18 protein-coding genes are annotated in these 17,641 nt (G+C 71.8%); 7 read left to right on the top strand and 11 right to left on the bottom strand.

Features of this window, described 5'->3' with window-relative positions:
* Positions 1 to 21 precede the first annotated feature (21 nt).
* Entirely contained in the window at positions 22 to 189 is a 168-nt protein-coding gene (locus AB0M67_RS20655) for a DUF3117 domain-containing protein (RefSeq protein ID WP_003966491.1), read from the bottom strand.
* A 312-nt stretch (positions 190 to 501) separates the two neighbouring features.
* Here AB0M67_RS20655 and AB0M67_RS20650 point away from each other — a divergent pair, with 312 nt between their 5' ends.
* The gene (locus AB0M67_RS20650) at positions 502 to 1,305 is read left to right on the top strand and encodes an enoyl-CoA hydratase-related protein (RefSeq protein WP_365747372.1); all 804 of its coding nucleotides are present in this window, start codon (positions 502 to 504) and stop codon (positions 1,303 to 1,305) included.
* Between the two features lie 17 nt (positions 1,306 to 1,322).
* Here AB0M67_RS20650 and AB0M67_RS20645 read toward each other — a convergent pair whose 3' ends face one another.
* Together AB0M67_RS20645 and AB0M67_RS20640 are read right to left on the bottom strand one after the other, a co-directional pair.
* The gene (locus AB0M67_RS20645; protein WP_365747370.1) at positions 1,323 to 1,931 is read right to left on the bottom strand and encodes a DNA-3-methyladenine glycosylase I; all 609 of its coding nucleotides are present in this window, start codon (positions 1,929 to 1,931) and stop codon (positions 1,323 to 1,325) included.
* Positions 1,928 to 2,347 (bottom strand): DivIVA domain-containing protein, encoded by a 420-nt coding sequence (locus AB0M67_RS20640; protein WP_365747368.1) that lies wholly within the window; start codon positions 2,345 to 2,347, stop codon positions 1,928 to 1,930. Before AB0M67_RS20640 ends, AB0M67_RS20645 begins: the two co-directional genes overlap by 4 nt.
* Positions 2,348 to 2,435: 88 nt before the next feature.
* Here AB0M67_RS20640 and folP point away from each other — a divergent pair, with 88 nt between their 5' ends.
* Positions 2,436 to 3,308 (top strand): dihydropteroate synthase, encoded by an 873-nt coding sequence (folP, locus tag AB0M67_RS20635; RefSeq protein WP_365747367.1) that lies wholly within the window; start codon positions 2,436 to 2,438, stop codon positions 3,306 to 3,308.
* A gap of 145 nt (positions 3,309 to 3,453) precedes the next feature.
* Here the strand turns inward: folP and AB0M67_RS20630 are convergent, their stop codons facing one another.
* Together AB0M67_RS20630 and dapE are read right to left on the bottom strand one after the other, a co-directional pair.
* Entirely contained in the window at positions 3,454 to 4,203 is a 750-nt protein-coding gene (locus AB0M67_RS20630) for a TIGR00730 family Rossman fold protein (protein WP_365747366.1), read from the bottom strand.
* A 127-nt stretch (positions 4,204 to 4,330) separates the two neighbouring features.
* Positions 4,331 to 5,410 (bottom strand): succinyl-diaminopimelate desuccinylase, encoded by a 1,080-nt coding sequence (gene dapE / locus AB0M67_RS20625; RefSeq protein ID WP_365747364.1) that lies wholly within the window; start codon positions 5,408 to 5,410, stop codon positions 4,331 to 4,333.
* 129 nt (positions 5,411 to 5,539) lie between these two features.
* Between dapE and AB0M67_RS20620 the strand changes: the two genes are divergently transcribed.
* Complete coding sequence (locus AB0M67_RS20620; RefSeq protein ID WP_365747362.1) at positions 5,540 to 6,523, top strand: hypothetical protein; 984 nt, start codon at positions 5,540 to 5,542, stop codon at positions 6,521 to 6,523.
* 288 nt (positions 6,524 to 6,811) lie between these two features.
* Complete coding sequence (locus tag AB0M67_RS20615) at positions 6,812 to 7,249, top strand: ATP-binding protein (protein WP_365747361.1); 438 nt, start codon at positions 6,812 to 6,814, stop codon at positions 7,247 to 7,249.
* Positions 7,250 to 7,363: 114 nt separating this feature from the next.
* Here AB0M67_RS20615 and dapC read toward each other — a convergent pair whose 3' ends face one another.
* Positions 7,364 to 8,482, bottom strand: a complete 1,119-nt coding sequence (gene dapC, locus AB0M67_RS20610) for a succinyldiaminopimelate transaminase (protein WP_365747359.1) — start codon at positions 8,480 to 8,482, stop codon at positions 7,364 to 7,366.
* A gap of 171 nt (positions 8,483 to 8,653) precedes the next feature.
* Positions 8,654 to 8,974 (bottom strand): ferredoxin, encoded by a 321-nt coding sequence (fdxA, locus tag AB0M67_RS20605; protein ID WP_003985062.1) that lies wholly within the window; start codon positions 8,972 to 8,974, stop codon positions 8,654 to 8,656.
* A gap of 140 nt (positions 8,975 to 9,114) precedes the next feature.
* Here fdxA and AB0M67_RS20600 point away from each other — a divergent pair, with 140 nt between their 5' ends.
* Both AB0M67_RS20600 and AB0M67_RS20595 read left to right on the top strand, forming a co-directional pair.
* The gene (locus AB0M67_RS20600) at positions 9,115 to 10,128 is read left to right on the top strand and encodes a GNAT family N-acetyltransferase (RefSeq protein ID WP_365747357.1); all 1,014 of its coding nucleotides are present in this window, start codon (positions 9,115 to 9,117) and stop codon (positions 10,126 to 10,128) included.
* Positions 10,129 to 10,145: 17 nt separating this feature from the next.
* Positions 10,146 to 10,976 (top strand): transglutaminase-like domain-containing protein, encoded by an 831-nt coding sequence (locus AB0M67_RS20595; RefSeq protein WP_365747355.1) that lies wholly within the window; start codon positions 10,146 to 10,148, stop codon positions 10,974 to 10,976.
* A 100-nt stretch (positions 10,977 to 11,076) separates the two neighbouring features.
* Here the strand turns inward: AB0M67_RS20595 and AB0M67_RS20590 are convergent, their stop codons facing one another.
* The 4 genes from AB0M67_RS20590 to AB0M67_RS20575 form a co-directional block, all read right to left on the bottom strand.
* Positions 11,077 to 13,302, bottom strand: coding sequence for a hypothetical protein (locus tag AB0M67_RS20590; RefSeq protein WP_365747353.1), 2,226 nt, complete (start codon positions 13,300 to 13,302; stop codon positions 11,077 to 11,079).
* A 194-nt stretch (positions 13,303 to 13,496) separates the two neighbouring features.
* Positions 13,497 to 13,907, bottom strand: a complete 411-nt coding sequence (locus AB0M67_RS20585) for a DUF6113 family protein (protein ID WP_365747352.1) — start codon at positions 13,905 to 13,907, stop codon at positions 13,497 to 13,499.
* Entirely contained in the window at positions 13,904 to 14,836 is a 933-nt protein-coding gene (gene mshB, locus AB0M67_RS20580) for an N-acetyl-1-D-myo-inositol-2-amino-2-deoxy-alpha-D-glucopyranoside deacetylase (protein ID WP_365747350.1), read from the bottom strand. The genes AB0M67_RS20585 and mshB overlap by 4 nt, the downstream gene beginning before the upstream one ends.
* A gap of 153 nt (positions 14,837 to 14,989) precedes the next feature.
* Complete coding sequence (locus AB0M67_RS20575; RefSeq protein WP_030352924.1) at positions 14,990 to 15,184, bottom strand: hypothetical protein; 195 nt, start codon at positions 15,182 to 15,184, stop codon at positions 14,990 to 14,992.
* Between the two features lie 165 nt (positions 15,185 to 15,349).
* Here AB0M67_RS20575 and AB0M67_RS20570 point away from each other — a divergent pair, with 165 nt between their 5' ends.
* The gene (locus AB0M67_RS20570) at positions 15,350 to 17,563 is read left to right on the top strand and encodes a prolyl oligopeptidase family serine peptidase (protein ID WP_365747348.1); all 2,214 of its coding nucleotides are present in this window, start codon (positions 15,350 to 15,352) and stop codon (positions 17,561 to 17,563) included.
* Positions 17,564 to 17,641: the final 78 nt, after the last annotated feature.

The following is a 17,641-nucleotide window of genomic DNA, read 5'->3' as shown; positions in this document are numbered from 1 at the left end:
CGGAGACTGTGAGCGCTCCGCTCAGCCGACGACCTTCTTCAGAGCATCGCCGAGCGCATCCGCCTCGTCCGGAGTCAGCTCGACGACAAGCCGACCGCCGCCTTCGAGCGGAACGCGCATGACGATGCCCCGCCCCTCCTTGGTCACCTCGAGCGGGCCGTCGCCCGTTCGCGGCTTCATGGCCGCCATGCTCGTTCCCCTTCCTGAAACCAGCTCATCGCAGCCGGCGGCCCCATGACAGGCGCTGTGTCACCGGCATCGAACACATTGCTTCCAGCCCATTATCCCGCATGGCGGGACCCGATGACCAACATCGGACGGCATCGCTTGCGCAACGCGCTCTCGCAAAACCCCTCAATTCGGCGATCCGCCTGCGATACTTCGCCGCCATGCGCTCCACCGGGGCCCGACTTTCTTAGACGCAGGTCACATGCCCGGCGCCGGCGATCTCCGCCATGCTGGGGCCGGACAGGACTGCCCGAGCCGCGAAGGGGACCGATCATGGCCGACACCGTGCTGTACGAGGTGCGCGACGGACTCGCGACGATCACGATCAACCGGCCCGAGGCCATGAACGCGATGAACATCGCCGCCAAGGTCGCGCTCCGGGAAGCGCTGCTGGCCTCCGCCGCGGACCCGAACGTACGGAGTGTGCTGCTGACCGCCGCGGGCGACCGGGCGTTCTGCGTCGGACAGGACCTGAAGGAGCACACGGCGCTGCTGGAGGCGGACCGGGCCGCGGGCACCGGCGACACGATGAGCACCGTCCGTGAGCACTACAACCCGATCCTGCGGGCGATCACGGACATGCCGAAGCCGGTGGTGGCGGGTGTCAACGGGGTCGCGGCGGGCGCGGGCCTCGGGTTCGTCCTCGCGGCGGACTACCGGGTCGTGGCGGACACGGCCGCGTTCAATACGTCCTTCGCGGGGGTCGCGCTGACCGCGGACTCCGGGGTCTCGTGGACGCTGCCGCGGCTGGTGGGCCGGAGCCGGGCGACGGATCTGCTGCTCTTCCCGCGCTCCGTACCGGCCCGTGAGGCGCACGAATGGGGTCTGGTGCACCGGCTGGTGCCCGCCGCCGAGCTGGCGGCCGAGTCCGCCGCCGTGGCCCGCGCCCTGGCCTCGGGGCCGACGCTCGCATACGCGGCGATCAAGGAGTCCCTGGCGTACGGAGCGGCCCACTCGCTGGCCGAGACACTGGAGAAGGAGGACGAACTCCAGTCCCGGGCGGGCGCCTCGGAGGACCACACCATCGCCGTGCGCGCGTTCCTGGCGAAGGAGAAGCCGCGGTACGTCGGCCGTTAGCGACCGCCGGGCGCTCGTCAGCCCCGCGTGGCACCCGCGCGCGGGGCGCTGTCCCGTACGAAGCAGTCCTCCAGATGATCGTTCACCAGCCCGCACGCCTGCATCAGGGCATACGCGGTCGTGGGGCCGACAAAGCGGATGCCTGCCTTCTTGAGGGCCTTGGCGAGCGCCGTGGACTCGTCGGTGACCGCCGGCACGTCGGCGCTCGTACGGGGGGCCGGGCGCTGCGCCGCGTCCGGTGCGTACGACCAGATCAGCGTGTCCAGCTCGCCCGCGGACCACTCGGCGAGGACGCGCGCGTTGGCCAGCGTGGCGTCGATCTTGGCGCGGTTGCGGATGATGCCCGGGTCCACGAGCAGCCGTTCCCTGTCCGCGTCGGTGAACTCCGCCACCGACGCGATCTTGAACGAGTTGAAGGCACTGCGGAAGCCCTCGCGCCGGCGGAGGATCGTGATCCAGGACAGCCCGGACTGGAACGCCTCCAGACAGAGCCGCTCGAACAGGGCGTCGTCGCCATGGACCGGACGGCCCCACTCGGAATCGTGGTACGCGACGTAGTCCTCCGTCGACAGGCCCCAGGGGCAGCGCGGCTTCCCGTCGGGACCCGTCACCGCGTCGCCGGTCATCGGCCGGTCTCCTCTCCGGGCTTGTCGAAGAGGTCTCCGGGCTTCTTGAAGAGGTCGGGCGAGGACACCGCGGTGGCCTGGACCCCAGCGAGCGCCGACTCCAGCTCCGCGATCCGCGCGTCCCGCTCCGCCAGCTCCGCGCCGAGCCGGCCGAGCACCTCGTCCACCTCCGCCATGCGGTAGCCGCGCGCCCCGACCGGCAGACGCAGCGCCTCGACATCGGCGCGGCCGACCGGGCGGGTCAGCGGCAGGGGGTCCACCAGCCGTTCCGGAGCCGCCTCCGGCAGGAGTGGGCGGTCGCCGCCACCGACGACCGCGAGCGTGACCGCGGCGACGACCACGACCATCGCGATGAGCAAGAACAAGAACACGAGCTTCTCCCCGGGCAGGAAAACGTCCGGTGCCGATCGTGCCATGCCCCACTGACAGCCGGGGCCGTCCGCGCTCCGGGACGGCGGGAGGCTCTAAGGTCGCAGGCGGACGACGACGAGGAGGAACCAGGGGATGAGCGGCGGGACTCTGCGGCTTGGACGTCGGGAATTCGATGCGTGCGAGCCGGTGATCATGGCGATCGTCAATCGCACCCCCGACTCCTTCTACGACCGGGGCGCGACCTTCCGCGATCAGCCCGCCCTGGACCGGGTGGAGCGCGCGGTGTCCGAGGGGGCCGCCATCATCGACATCGGTGGAGTGAAAGCGGGTCCGGGCGAGGAGGTCACGGCCGAGGAGGAGGCCCGCCGTACGGTCGGCTTCGTCGCCGAGGTGCGCCGCCGCCATCCCGATGTGGTGATCAGCGTCGACACCTGGCGGCACGACGTCGGCGAGGCGGTCTGCGAGGCGGGCGCGGATCTGCTCAACGACGCGTGGGGCGGGGTGGACCCCCGGCTGGCCGAGGTCGCGGCGCGGTACGACGTGGGGCTGGTCTGTACGCACGCGGGCGGGGCGGAGCCCAGGACCCGGCCGCACCGGATCGCGTACGACGATGTGATGGCGGACATCCTGCGGGTCACGCTCGGGCTCGCCGAGCGCGCCCTGGAGCTGGGCGTCCGCCGGGACCGGATCATGATCGATCCCGGCCATGACTTCGGCAAGAACACCCGGCACTCCCTCGAAGCGACCCGCAGGCTGGGCGAGATGACGGAGACGGGCTGGCCGGTGCTGGTCTCGCTCTCCAACAAGGACTTCGTGGGCGAGACGCTCGACAAGCCCGTCAAGGAGCGGCTGACGGGCACTCTGGCGACGACCGCCGTATCGGCCTGGCTCGGGGCCCGGGTCTACCGCGTCCATGAGGTCGCGGAGACGAAGCAGGTCCTGGACATGGTGGCGGCCATCGCGGGCCACCACCCCCCGGCGGTCGCGCGCCGAGGCCTGGCCTGAGCCCGCCCGTCCGGGCGATGACCTGAGGTTGCCGCGTAGCCCTTCGGACGGGCTGTACGCCGCGGCGTACGGCCGCGGCCAGGACCGCCGCACGCCGGAAAGACGGTCGGTGCTCTCCGGTCGTGGCTGTCGGCGGTCCCCGGGGTCAGTTGCGCGTCTCCTTCGTGACGAGCGCGACCGCCTCGTCCACGTCGTCCGTGACATGGAAGAGCAGCAGATCCTTCTCGGACGCCTTGCCCTGTGCCACGACGGTGTCCCGCAGCCAGTCGATGAGACCGTTCCAGTACGCCGTGCCGAACAGGACGATCGGGAAGCGGGTGACCTTGCGCGTCTGAACCAGGGTGAGCGCCTCGAACAGCTCGTCCAGCGTGCCGAGGCCGCCCGGGAGGACCACGAAGCCCTGCGCGTACTTGACGAACATGGTCTTGCGGACGAAGAAGTAGCGGAAGTTCACGCCGATGTCGACATGGGGGTTGAGCCCCTGCTCGAAGGGCAGCTCGATGCCGAGTCCGACGGAGACGCCCTGCGCCTCGCGCGCCCCTCGGTTCGCCGCCTCCATGGCGCCGGGCCCGCCGCCGGTGATCACCGCGAATCCGGCGTCGACCAGCGCGCTGCCGATCCGGACGCCCGCCTCGTACTCGGCGGAGCCCGCCGGGGTGCGCGCGGAGCCGAAGACGCTGATGGCACTGGGCAGTTCGGCGAGCGCGCCGAAGCCCTCCACGAACTCCGACTGGATACGCATCACGCGCCAGGGATCGGTGTGCACCCACTCCGAGTCACCCTCGGTGTCCAGCAGCCGCTGATCGGTCGTGCCGGGCTGCACCTGTCCCCGGCGGCGGATCACCGGCCCGAGCCGCTGTTCCTCCGGCTTCTCCGCTCCGTCCGGCATGCCCATGAGCTGCTCCCTCCGCTGCTGTGCGTTGTTCTGGGCAAGGGTAGGTCCACGCACGTGACAAACGACGAAATTCCGGCAGTCGATCAGGCCCTCACTCAGTGAGCGCTCCGCCCGGTCCGGCGGTGCGTCAGCCGGTGAGCCAGTCGCGGAGACGGTTCTCGCAGTGGGTGATCCGCTCGACGGCCACCCGCTCGTCCCGCTTGTGGGCGAGCAGCGGGTTCCCGGGGCCGTAGTTGACCGCGGGCACCCCGAGCGCACCGAAACGTGACACATCCGTCCAGCCGAACTTGGGCCGTGCCGTACCGCCGACGGCGGCCATGAAGGCCGCCGCGCCGGGGTGCGAGAGACCCGGCAGGGCGGCCCCGGAGTGGTCGTCCACTGTGAACTCCGTCACCCCGCAGTCCGCGAAGACCTCGTGGACATGCGCGAGTGCCTCCTCCTCGCCGCGGTCCGGCGCGTAGCGGTAGTTCACGACGACCGTGCAGGCGTCCGGGATGACGTTGTCGGCGACGCCGCCCTCGATCCGTACGGCGTTGAGGCCCTCGCGGTACTCCAGGCCGTCGATGACCGGCCTGCGCGGCTCGTACGCGGCGAGCCGGGCCAGGATCGGCGCGGCGGCGTGAATGGCGTTGGACCCCATCCAGCTGCGCGCGGAGTGTGCCCGCTCGCCCGTCATCTGGAGGAAGACCCGGAGTGTGCCCTGACAGCCGCCCTCCACCTCTCCGTCGGAGGGCTCCAGCAGGACCGCGAAGTCGCCCTCCAGCCAGTCCGGATGGGCCTCGGCTACATGTCCGAGACCGTTGAGATGTGCGGCGACCTCCTCGTTGTCGTAGAAGATGAAGGTGAGGTCGCGGTTGGGCTCGGGGACGGTCGCCGCGATCCGCAGCTGTACGGCGACGCCCGCCTTCATGTCGCTCGTACCGCATCCCCACAGCACCCCGTCGTCGTCCAGCCGGGACGGCACGTTGTCCGCGATCGGGACGGTGTCGATGTGCCCGGCGAGGACGATCCGCTCGCCGCGCCCCAGCCGGGTCCGGGCCACCACGTTGTTGCCGTAGCGGTCGACGGTGAGATGCGGCAGCGCCCGCAGCGCCTGCTCGATCGCGTCGGCGAGTGGCTTCTCCTCGCCGCTGACCGACGGGAAGTCGACCAGGCGTGCGGTGAGCGCCGGGGCGTCAAGAGTGAGGTCGAGCACGGTCTCAGACATGGTGGTGACCCTAGACGAGCAAGGGCGACATCGCGTCGTCCGCCCGGGAAGCGGGGCCGGTGCCTGTCCGGGGGACGGGCACCGGCCGTCGGCGCTGTCCGCCGCCACCCTCTCCAGTACGGTGGCCTCGTGTCCGAGACCGCCTCCCCCCTCCGTCGCGGCCGCCGCCCGCGTATCGCCGCCGCGCTCGTCGTGTTGCTGGCCCTGGCCGGGTATCTGGTGGTCCAGTACATGAGCGCCGCCGGCGGCCCCCCGCGCTGTCTCGTGCGCGCCACGGACAGGTCGAGCGGCGAGGGCCCCACCTACGAGATGACCCCGGAGCAGGCCGAGAACGCTGCGACGATCTCGGCGGTGGGCACCACCCGGGGGCTGCCCGAGCGCGCGGTCACGATCGCGCTGGCCACCGCCCTCCAGGAGTCCGCGCTGCGCAATCTGAACCATGGCGACCGTGACTCGCTCGGCCTGTTCCAGCAGCGGCCCTCGACGGGGTGGGGCACCGAGGCGCAGATCCAGGACCCGGTCTATTCGGCGGGCCAGTTCTACGACCATCTCGTCAAGGTCCCCGGCTACTCACGGCTGCCGCTGACCGAGGCGGCCCAGCGCGTCCAGCGCAGCGGCTTCCCGCAGGCGTACGCGAAGCACGAGCCGGACGCCACGCTGCTGGCCGCGGCCCTCACCGGCCGGTCGGCCGCCACGCTGACCTGTACGGCGCCGAGCGGCGTCGAGCCCGGGGACCCGGCGAAGGTACGGGCCGCGCTGGTACGGGACTTCGGGGACGAGGTGCTGCCCGGCGCCGGCGCCGTCGGCCGGGCGGGGGCCTCGGGCACGGCCGCCGAGGTGTCCGTACCGGTACCGGCCACGACCGGCGGATCGGTGAACGGCGGCTCCCCCGCGCTGCGCGGCTGGGAGCTGGCGCACTGGGCCGTGGCGCAGTCCACCGCCCTGCGGATCGACGAGGTCCGCTATGCCGGCCGGGTGTGGAGCGCGGAGAACGCGAGCACGGCGAACAGGGGCTGGAAGCGGACCGCCGCCTCGGACGCGAGCGCGCGAGCGGGCGCGGACTCGGGCGCGGATCCGGGCCTGGCGGAAGTTCGAATTCGCACTGTGCAGTAGTACGGCGGCGTCACCCGAACGGGCGAGTCCGCGCCGCTCCGCGCCGTATTTATTCCGATGATTGTGCCGCGCGCCCATGATCCGCTGTTTCCCTTGGGAACACAGGGATGGAACGGTTCGGCAGATCCCTCGCCACGGGATCGTTTGCCCGTTTTTATCCGTACCCGATAATGCGACGCATTACCAACTCTTTACCCTCGTCCGCCGCAACCTCCGCCGCCCTTTGAGGGGTTGTCACTACGTCCGATCGACGGACAAGCACTGTTTCTCTCCCTTCAAAGGAGCATCATGTCCCTCCCCCTGACCCGTCGGATCGCCCGTGCCGCCCTGCTCGTCGCCGCGGGCGCGGCTCCGGTGATCGGCGCGGCCGGCGCGGCGAACGCGGCTGCCCTCCCGCAGGCCACCGACCTGGGTGCGGTGAGCGCGCTGGACGGTGCCGCCGTGGGCGACGCCGTCGACACCGGCGCCCAGAAGGCGACCGGCGTGGTGGGCGGCGTCGGCGGCGAGGCCGTCAAGAAGGGCGTTCCCGCCGCGGGCAAGGCCGTCGGCAAGGTCGGCAAGACGGCGGCGCCCGCCGCGCAGAAGGCGGCGGGTGACACCGCGGGCAGCGCCGGTCAGCTCCTGGGCGACGCCGCCTCGACCGCCACACAGGGTGCCGCGCCGGCCGGCGCGCTCGGTGGCGGTCTGCCGACCGGCAAGCTGCCGGTGTCGCTGCCGCTCGGCTGACGACACCCGCACGCGCGCGTCGCGGCATGGACGAGGGGGCCCGGGAAGCGATCGCTTCCCGGGCCCCCTCGCGTGACTGTCGTATGTGGCGGTACGACCGGCCGTACGGGCGTCTCAGCCCAGCCGCTTGACCGCCGCCTCGACCCGCTCGTCGGTGGCCGTCAGCGCCACCCGTACGTGCCGGTCCCCAGCGGGACCGTAGAAGTCGCCGGGCGCGACCAGGATGCCCAGCTCCGCGAGGTGCGCCACGGTGTCCCAGCACGGCTCGTCGCGCGTCGACCACAGATAGAGGCTCGCCTCGCTGTGGTCGATACGGAAGCCGTGCGTCTCCAGGGCGGTGCGCAGCGCGGCGCGGCGGGCCGCGTACCGCGCCCGCTGTTCCCGTACGTGCGTGTCGTCGCCGAGCGCCGCGACCGTCGCCGCCTGCACCGGCGCGGGGGTCATCATCCCGCCGTGCTTGCGGATCTTCAGCAGCTCACCCAGGACGGCCTTGTCGCCCGCCAGGAAGGCCGCGCGGTAGCCGGCCAGGTTGGAGCGCTTGGAGAGCGAGTGGACGGCGACGATCCCGTCGTACGAACCGCCGCAGACGTCCGGGTGCAGCACCGATACGGGATCGGCCTCCCAGCCAAGCTCCAGATAGCACTCGTCGCTGAACAGCAGCACGCCGTGCTCGCGCGCCCAGGCGACGATCCGGGTCAGCTCGTCCGGCGCCAGGACGGCCCCGGTCGGGTTCGACGGCGAGTTGAGCCAGAGGAGCTTCAGCCCGGCGGGGTCGAGCTGTGCCCCCGCGGCGTCAGCCGCGAATGCTCGCGTGTCGTACGGGACGGGCTCGGCGCCGCAGAGCCGCGCGCCCACCTCGTACGTCGGGTACGCGAGCCGCGGGAAGGCGACGCGGTCGCCCGCGCCGAGGCCGAGCTGGGTCGGCAGCCAGGCCACCAGTTCCTTGGAGCCGACGACCGGCAGCACATGCTCATGGGTCACGCCGCGCGCGCCGAGCCGCCGCTCCACCCATCCGGTCAGCGCGTCCCGCAGCGCGGTCGTCCCCCACACCGTCGGATATCCGGGGGAGTCGGCGGCCTCGATCAGGGCCCGCTGGATCAGTGCCGGGACGGGATCGACGGGGGTCCCGACGGACAGGTCCACGATCCCGTCCGGATGGGCCGCCGCCGTGGCCTTGTAGGGCTCCAGCTTGTCCCAGGGAAAGACGGGAAGACGCGAAGAGACTGCGGACACGTGCTCACTCTTTCTCGTACGGCTTCTCGTACGGCTTCTGCTTCTCGTACGGCTTTCTCGTACGGATTCTCGTCGTCCCCCCGTACCGGCGCGCGCCGAGGCGCGCCGACTCGCGGACGAAACGCCGCGGTCCCGTACGGCGGCGGGCCGTACGGGACCGGGGGTGCGCTGTCAGCCGTTCTGGGGCGGCAGCGCCGCGATGAAGGGATGGTCCCGCTCGATCAGACCGAGCTTGGAAGCGCCACCGGGCGAACCGAGCTCGTCGAAGAACTCGACGTTCGCCTTGTAGTAGTCCTTCCACTCCTCCGGGGTGTCGTCCTCGTAGAAGATGGCCTCGACCGGGCAGACCGGCTCACAGGCTCCACAGTCGACGCATTCGTCCGGGTGGATGTACAAGGACCTGGAGCCCTCGTAGATGCAGTCGACCGGGCACTCCTCGATGCACGCCTTGTCCTTGACGTCGACACAAGGCTGCGCGATGACGTAGGTCACGCTGTCGTTCCTCCTCGATAGGGCGCGGCGGGCCGATCTGCGGCTCCGTCCACGGGCGCGCGGGAGCGCGGCGTCGTCGATGCCCGCATCTAGTATCTCCGTTCTTGGGCGCGATCCGAACAGGAGGGGCGTACAGAGCTGTGGAATTCACTGCGGGCGGACGGTTCGAGGTCCGTCTTACACCGGCTGACGTGGGCAAACGGGTATCAGTCAGACAGTTGACCGGCAGTGGGGCCGGCGGTGAGAAGTTCACGGACACGGTGGGCGTTCTCACATCCTGGGACGGAGATGTGCTGCTGATCACACGGCGCACCGGCGAGAGCGTCCGTGTCCCCGAGGCCGCGCTGGTCGCGGGCAAGGTGGTGCCGGCGGCCCCGGCCAGACGCCGGGGGCCCGCGGCGTCGTTCGAGGAGCTGGCCCGGGTCTGTGCGCGGGCCTGGCAGCCGGTGGAGACCGAGCCGCTGGGAGAGTGGCTGCTCAGAGCGGCCTCGGGCTTCACCCGGCGGGCCAATTCCGTGCTGCCCCTGGGCGATCCCGGGGTGGCGCCGGACGAGGCGCTGACGCGCGTACGGCGGTGGTACGAGGAGCGGGGACTGCCCCCGTACATACAGACCGCGACCGGCGCCGAGGGCACTCAGGAGCGGCTGTGCGCGGAGCTGGAGCGGCGCGGCTGGCGGTCGGAGGTGACGGCCGAGGTGCGGATCGCCGCGCTCGCGCCGCTCGGGGACCGCGACGCCGATATCTCCCGGGTCGTGCTCGGCCGGGGCGTCGACGAGGGCTGGCTCCGGCGTTACCAGCGGTCCAGTGTGCCGGGGCCCCATGTGCTCCACGTACTGAACAGCGGGCCTTCGGTGTGGTTCGCCACCGTGCCCGGGGAACCCGGCGAGGACGGGGAGCCGGGCGTACCGGCCGCGATCGGCCGGTGTGTGGTGGACGGACGGTGGGCGGGGTTCATGGCGGTGGAGGTCGACCCGGCCCGCCGCCGCCAGGGGCTGGCCACCGCGGTGATGACCGCGCTCGCCCGGCGCGCCCTGGAGGAGGGCGCGTCCGCCGCCTGGCTCCAGGTCGAGTCGGACAACGCCGGCGCGGGGGCCATGTACGACGCGATGGGCTTCGCCATCCACCACCACTACCACCACTTCCGAGCGCGCTGAGCGGGTACGAGGCCGATATGCGACCGGAATCCGATGACGTGCGCCGGTGGTTCGCCGAGGAGGCCCGCGCGGACCGTCCCGACCTGGCCACGCTCTGTCTGCTGGTGGGGGCGGAGGCCGATCCCGCCCTGGGCGAGGCGGGTATCGACGCGGCCCAGGCCGAGCTGGACCGGCTGGCGGGACTGCTGCCCTTCGGGGTCCTCGGCGCGCGTGCCTGGGCGGTCGCGCTGGCGGAACTGCTGGGTGAGCGGTGCGGTTTCGAGGGCTCCCCGGCGGAGTACCGGCGGCTGGACTCCTCGCTGCTGCCGATGGTGCTGCGGCGCAGACGGGGGCTGCCCATCCTGCTCTCCGTGGTGTGGATCGAGGTCGCGCGACGGGCGGGCGCGCCGGTGTACGGGGTGGCCCTGCCCGGCCATTTCGTGGTCGGCTTCGGCGATCCTGAGGAGCGCGTCCTCGCCGATCCCTTCGACGGCGGCCGACTGCTGACGGGCGCGGACGCGGCGCGGCTGGTGACCGGCACGACGGGCGAGGCGCTCGAACCGGCCATGCTCGCCCCCGCCGACCCGCTCGACATCGTCCTGCGCGTACTGAACAACATCCGCGCCTGGGCCGCGACCCGCCCGGAGCGCACCGATGTGTCGCTGTGGGCGGTCGAGCTGTCCCTGCTGCTGCCCTCGCACCCGGCCAGACTGCGTTACGACCGCGCCCAGTTGCTCGTACAGCGTGGGGAGTTCCGGCGGGGGGCGGCCGAGATGGACGAGTACGCGCGGGTGGTGGACGCGGTGGAGCCGTCGACGGCGGAGGCGATCCGGCGCAAGGCGCGGGCGGCGCGGGCGATGCTCAACTGACGGCCGGCGCCCGGCTCGGCGCTGTCGTGGGTCGTGTCCCGGGGACGTCATCCGTCGTCCCCGGGACCTGGAAGACAGCCTCGGACCATGAGGACAGGTCTCAGCTGGGGTTCAGCTCGATCGTCTGCGTGCGCTCGGTGACGGTCGTGCCGCGCAGAGCCGTCTGCATGGCCTGCGCCACATCGGCGGAGGAGACGGGGTACTGCTTGCCGTCGCCCTTCGTGATGGTGATGCCGTCGAAGACGCCTTCCAGCAGCTGGTCGATGGCGGTCCTGTTGTAGACCTCGACAAGCTTTCCGTCGACGGCCTTCATGGAGAGGATCTTGGGCAGCGACTTCGCGGGACCGAACTGGATCTGCTTGCCGCCCGCCTTGATGGTGACCAGATCGGACATCGCGGGCTTGGCGAACTCGTTCATCGCCCGGTCCAGCTCCGCCTGACCGACCGTCGGCTCGCGGGAGACGACGGGCAGCTCCACGTTGTTGATCTTGCCCGTCTGCACCTGGGCGCGGTAGGCGTCCCGGGTCGAGATGATCGAGTGGTTGACGTCGAGCGACGTGCCGGCCTTGCCGGGTACGGCGATGGCCTTGCCCGGCTCGAACTTGATCGTTCCCTCGCTCGCCGACCCCGAGACACCCGCCAGATCCGTGAGCGCGGCGGTCAGCTTCTCGTCGTCGACGGGGATCACCGGCTGGGCGACCCGGGCGCGGCCGAAGAGCGAGCCGATCACCGACACGGGGTTGTAGTCGCTGCCGGCCGCGGCGCGGACGGTGGCCTGGCTGTCGAAGCTGAGTCCCGCCTTGTCCGGGGCGAGTTCCTCCGTCTTGCCGCCGATGGTGAGCCGCAGTGGCGCCGAGGCCCGCTCGCCGAGGGTGGCGTCGAGCTTGTTCACCGCCGCGTCGCGGGTGCCGCCGATGTCGACACCGAGGACCGTGGTGCCGTTGGGCACATCGGAGCGGTTCATCAGCAGGCCGGCGCCGTAGAGGCCGCCCGCGGCCACGACGACCATGGCGGCGAGGAGCGTGAGCTTGGAGCGGCCCTTCTTCTTGGCGGGCGGGGCCGACGGGGTGGCGGTACGCGCCGGGGCGGGGGCCGTGCCCGAGGGCGGGACACCCTGCGAGGAGCCGACCGGGCCGGGGAAGTCCGGGGCCGAGAAGTCATGGTCCTGGCCGAGGTCGCCGGGGCCGTGCGTGCCGGGACCGCGCGCGCCTGGGCCGTCGGACCGGGGGCCGTCGGCGTGCGGACCGCCCCCCGGACCCGAGTCGGGGAAGGGCGAGCGGCGCTCCGCCGGCACCACGGGGATACCGCTGGTGAGCGTGTCCCCGGAGACATGGCCGCCGGGTCCGGGGTCGGGTGCGGAGTGCTGCGGTGTCAGTACGGCGGTGTCGTCGGACATCCGCGGCGGACCGACCTGGCCCGGGCCCGGCGGGGTGCCCAGGGACGACGGCGGGGTGCTGAGGGACGACGGCGGGGTGCCGAGCGACGCGCCGCCGGTGACCGGACCGCTGGTCGGACCGCTGGGCCCGCCCCCGGGAGGCCGGATACCGAGCGCCGGCGTGGTGGGACCGCCGGACGTGAAGTCCGTACCCGAACCCCCGGACGCGAAGTCCGTACCGGACCCGCCGGACGCGAAGTCCGTACCGGAACCGCCGGACCCGAAGCCGTTGGAGCCCGGGCCCTGAGGTCCGGAGCCCGTGGGCCCGGCGCCGGACGCGAGGTCGCTGAGCGCGCTGCGAGGACCGCCGCCGTTCTGCGACTGCCCGCCGCCCGGGAAGTACGGCGACTCCGAGGAGCCGCGGTCGGCCGGCCGCGCGGTGGTGCCCGCGACGGCGGCGGCGCCCGCGCCGAGACCGGCGCTCATGCCCGCGGCCGTACCGGTGCCCGACGTCGCCGACTTGCGTGGCGCGAACCAGTCGCTCGTGGATCTGTCCTCGGCCCCCGGCTCCTCCGCCGGCTCGGCCTGTCCGCCCGGTCCGGCGTCGGCGGCGTCCTGGGACACCTCGGGCCTGGGGATGCCGCCCGTACGCTCGGCGACCGGGACACCCCGGCCGTCGGTGCTGTCGCCGTCGCCCATGGGCGTACGCATCACGACGGGCGGGATGGGCCGCGAACCCGGAATGTTGATCCGGATGCGCGTGGTCAGCGTGGTCTCGGTTCTGGGCTCGTCCGGCTGCGGGACGGGCGAGGTTTCCGTCTCCTCCGGAGCGTCCTGCTGGGGGTGCAGCGACGGATACTGGCGGGATCCGTACGGCGGTGTCCCCGAGGGGTACGCGGCTCCGCCGCGCCCCTGGGGCCCGGAGGACGAACTGTCAGTTTCACGACTCAAAGCAGGTTCTCCCGGTTGGCTCCGCCGCCCGTTCTTACTGGTACGAAACTGTTCAGGTTCCCCATGCCGGAGGCGGGGGAAGGCCCGGAGCGCGCACCACCATACTGGCCTCGGCCAACAGACACCCGACGACCGTGCGAAGCGATGCTCCGCCGACCGTACGGACATGGTCAATTCAGCAGCAGCCGGGCGCGTCACTTCTCAAGTCGGCCGGACTTCGGGCCCGGTTGCGGCAACCGCGACATCGTGGCACACATCACAGCCACCAACATGCCGCCCAGGAGGTAGACGAGCGGTCCGATGCCCGCGGCGTAGACCGCGTCGCCCTCCGGGCGGCCCAGACTCAGGAAGACGGCCGCGAGGATCCAGCCGGCCGCGGGCGCCCCGACGCCCAGTTGGGTACCGGTGAGATACAGCCCGCCGAAGAAGAGTCCGGCCGTGGCGAGCAGGGCGAGCAGCAATCCGCCGGGAATCCAGCCGCCCTGGACGAGCGAGCCCGCCGCACTGACGAGCGCGCCGAGGACGAACAGCGAGAGATACATGGCGATACGTCCGGGTCTGGGGCGACTCGCGAACAAACCGCCGGACTGCCCCTGCCCGCTCATCCGTTCGCCCCGTTCACTCTGTTCATCACTTTCGCGTCGTCATCACTGACAACACCCGCGAAGAGATCGCTCTCACGTTCCCCGGCGGGCGCCCCTGACGCGCCCTGCGTCAACTGGTAGTACTCGGCGACGAAGATCGGCTGCCCCAGATCGTTGGAGAGCGCGAAGAAGGCCCCGTCCACGGCGATTTGAGTGGCATGGGCGCGCATCGCCGCCGCCTTGCGCTCGCTGTACGGAGCGCCGTCGATCGCGGCGGTGATCTCCGTGTCCTCGATCACACCCGGAATGTCCTCGATCGCGGCGACACCGGGGAAGTCGGCACCCGCCGCCCGCAGCCGGGCGAAACCCTCTTCGGCGACCGAGCGCGGTACGCGATTCCAGTAGATCTTGTCGATGGCGTGCGGAGCGCCGAGGCCGGGCCGGAAGGCGGGCTCGGCGGCCAGGGCGGCGCCGCGCATGGCGACGCGATGGGCCTGGATATGGTCGGGGTGGCCGTAACCGCCGTTGGGGTCGTACGTCACCAGCACCTGCGGACGAACCTCCCGGATCACCTCGACGAGGTACGCGGCGGCGTCGTCGACGGGGGAGCTCCAGAAGGCGCCCTCGCGGTCGTTCTGCGCCAGGCCCATCATCCCGGAGTCCCGGAATCTGCCGGGGCCGCCGAGGAAGCGGTGGTCGGTGACGCCCAGCTCCCTCATCGCCGCGGCGAGTTCACCGACGCGATGGGCGCCGAGGCGGTCCTCGCGGTCGGCCGCCAGCTGGGCCAGCTCGGGCGGGATGACCTCTCCCTCCTCACCGAGGGTGCAGGTCACCAGCGTGACCAGGGCGCCCTCGGCCGCGTACTTGGCCATGGTGGCGCCGTTGTTGATCGACTCGTCGTCCGGGTGCGCGTGCACCAGCAGCAGACGGCGGGCGGGTAGATCGGTCATGGGGACAGCCTACGAGCCGGCACCCGAAACCCCTCGGCCAGTGGGCGACGACGACGGCCGAGGGGCGGTGGGCAGTAGGTGGTGCCGGATATGGTCGGACTTCGGAGCAGCTTCAGGGCAAGGTGAAGTTGACCGAAAGAGAGCGGAAGATGGCTAGAACTTGATCCCGCCGATCATCCCTGCCACGTTCGTGGTCAGTTCGCTGATGGTGGGAGCGATGGATGAACTGGCGATGTAGAAGCCGAGCAACATGCAGACCACCGCGTGTCCGGCCTTCAGTCCGGATTTCCGGACCAGCAGGAAGACGACGATCGCCAGCAGCACCACCGCCGAAATCGAGAGTGCCACGGCGGTTCACCTCCATAAATATTCAGTCGGAAAATCGCAGCAAGCATGTGCCCGGCGGATGCATACCCACCTAACGCTACGGATCATAACTATCCGTGCGGACGCATTGATCGGTGCACGGCAGCACACTGGGGGCGCACGGCCATCGCCCAGTAGGTTCGTGCCATGACCTTGAGGCAACAGCTCTCGTTCCCGCGCCAGCACGCCAGGACTCAGCGCTTCACGCTCGGCGCCCCACGCGCGTTCACGGTGTCCCCCGACGGCGCGCGGGTGACCTTCCTGCGCTCCTCCTCGGGCACGGACCGGATGAACAGCCTCTGGGTACTGGATCTTGAGGAATCCGCCACCGGTGCCGGTGGCGGATCCGGCGAGGGGCGTGAGCGGATCGCCGCGGATCCGGCCGTGCTCCTGGGTGGCGCCGTCGAGCGCCTCTCCCCCGAGGAGCGGGCCAGGCGCGAGCGGAGCCGCGAGGGCTCGGGAGGCATCGTCGGCTACGCGGTGGACGGCGCGGGGCAGTTGGCGGCGTTCGCGCTCTCCGGGCGGCTGTTCGCGGCCGAGCTGCTCGCCGGGACGACCCGCGAACTGCCCGTACGGGGACCGGTGATCGACCCCCGGCCCTCGCCGGACGGACGCCATGTCGCGTACGTGGCCGACGGCGCCCTCCGCGTGATCACCGCGGACGGGGAGCGCGACCGCGAACTGGCGGGGCGCTCGGCGGCCGAGAGCGAGGACATCACCTACGGCCTGGCGGAGTTCATCGCCGCCGAGGAGATGAGCCGCACCCGCGGCTACTGGTGGTCCCCCGAGTCCGACCGGCTGCTGGTCGCGCGGGTCGACACGGCGCGGGTGCGGCGCTGGTGGATCTCCGACCCGGCGCACCCGGAGCGGGAGCCCGTGAAGGTCGCCTACCCGGCGGCCGGCACCCCCAACGCGGACGTACGGCTGTATCTCGTCGGCCTGGAGGGATCCGGCGGGGCCGAGGGCCCGGAGGCCGCGGAGGGGCCCGGAGGGGCGCGTACGGAGGTCGTCTGGGACCGCGCGCGCTACCCGTATCTGGCGCGGGTGCACTGGTCGGCGGCGGGCGCGCCCCTGCTGCTCGTCCAGAGCCGTGACCAGCGCGGCCAGCTGTATCTGGCGGTGGACACGGCGACCGGCGCGACCACGACCGTGCACCGGGACGAGGATCCCGCCTGGCTGGAGCTCTTCGCCGAGCTGCCCGCCTGGGCACCGGACGGACGGCTGGTACGGATCGCCGACGAGGGCGGCGCGCGGGTCCTGATGGTCGGCGACCGGCCGCTGACCGGGCCGCAGCTGCATGTCCGGGCCGTGCTGGACATCGGCGAGCACGATGTCCTCGTCTCGGCGTCGGCCGGCGAGGAGGCGGCGGATCCCGAGATCGGCGAGATCCATGTGTACCGGGTCAACGAGCTGGGCGTCGAACGGCTCTCGGAGGGCGCGGGGGTGCACTCCGCCGTACGTACCGGCGAGGTGACCGTGCTGGTGTCGGCCGGGCCCGACACCTCCGGGGCGTCCGCGCGGGTGCTCAGGGACGGCAAGCGGCTCGCGACGGTCGCCTCGTACGCCGAGCAGCCGGTGCTCACCGCGCGGCCCCGGCTCACCGAGGCGGGCGCGCACCGGATTCCGACCGCCATGCTGCTCCCGACCGGCTACGAGGAGTCGGACGGCCCGCTTCCGGTGCTGCTCGACCCTTACGGGGGCCCGCACGGACAGCGCGTGGTGGCCGCGCAGAACGCGTATCTCACCTCGCAGTGGTTCGCCGACCAGGGGTTCGCGGTGATCGTCGCCGACGGCCGTGGCACCCCGGGCCGCTCGCCGGCCTGGGAGAAGGCGGTCAAGCAGAATCTGCTGCTCAGCCTGGACGACCAGATCGAGGCGCTGCACGCCCTCGCCGAACGGTTCCCCCTCGATCTGGGACGGGTCGCGATGCGCGGCTGGTCCTTCGGCGGCTATCTCGCCGGGCTCGCGGTCCTGCGCCGCCCGGATGTCTTCCACGCGGCGGTCTCCGGCGCTCCGGTCACCGATCTGCGGCTCTACGACACCCACTACCAGGAGCGGTACTTCGGCGGGGGCCCGCAGGAGGTGCCCGAGGTCTACGCCGCCCACTCGCTGGTCACGGACGACGGGCTCTCGGCGCCGGAGAGTCCCGCGCGCCCTCTGATGATCATCCATGGGCTGGCCGACGACAATGTGGTGGTGGCACACACCCTCAGGCTCTCCGCGGCCCTGCTCGCGGCGGGGCGGCCCCATGAAGTGCTGCCGCTCACCGGTGTGACCCATATGACGCCACAGGAGGAAGTGGCGGAGAACCTGTTGCTGCTCCAGGTCGACTTCCTCAAGAGGTCGCTCGGCCTGGGCTGAGCCTCAAGAGATCGCCGGCCCCGCTGGGCGCGGGCGACCGGCCGGGACCCTGGGAGTCCCGGCCGGTCTACGGCACCC

This window comes from Streptomyces sp. NPDC051662 (genome assembly GCF_040681655.1).
Taxonomy (GTDB): Bacteria; Actinomycetota; Actinomycetes; order Streptomycetales; family Streptomycetaceae; genus Streptomyces.
This window is presented reverse-complemented; position numbering and strand designations above follow the sequence as displayed.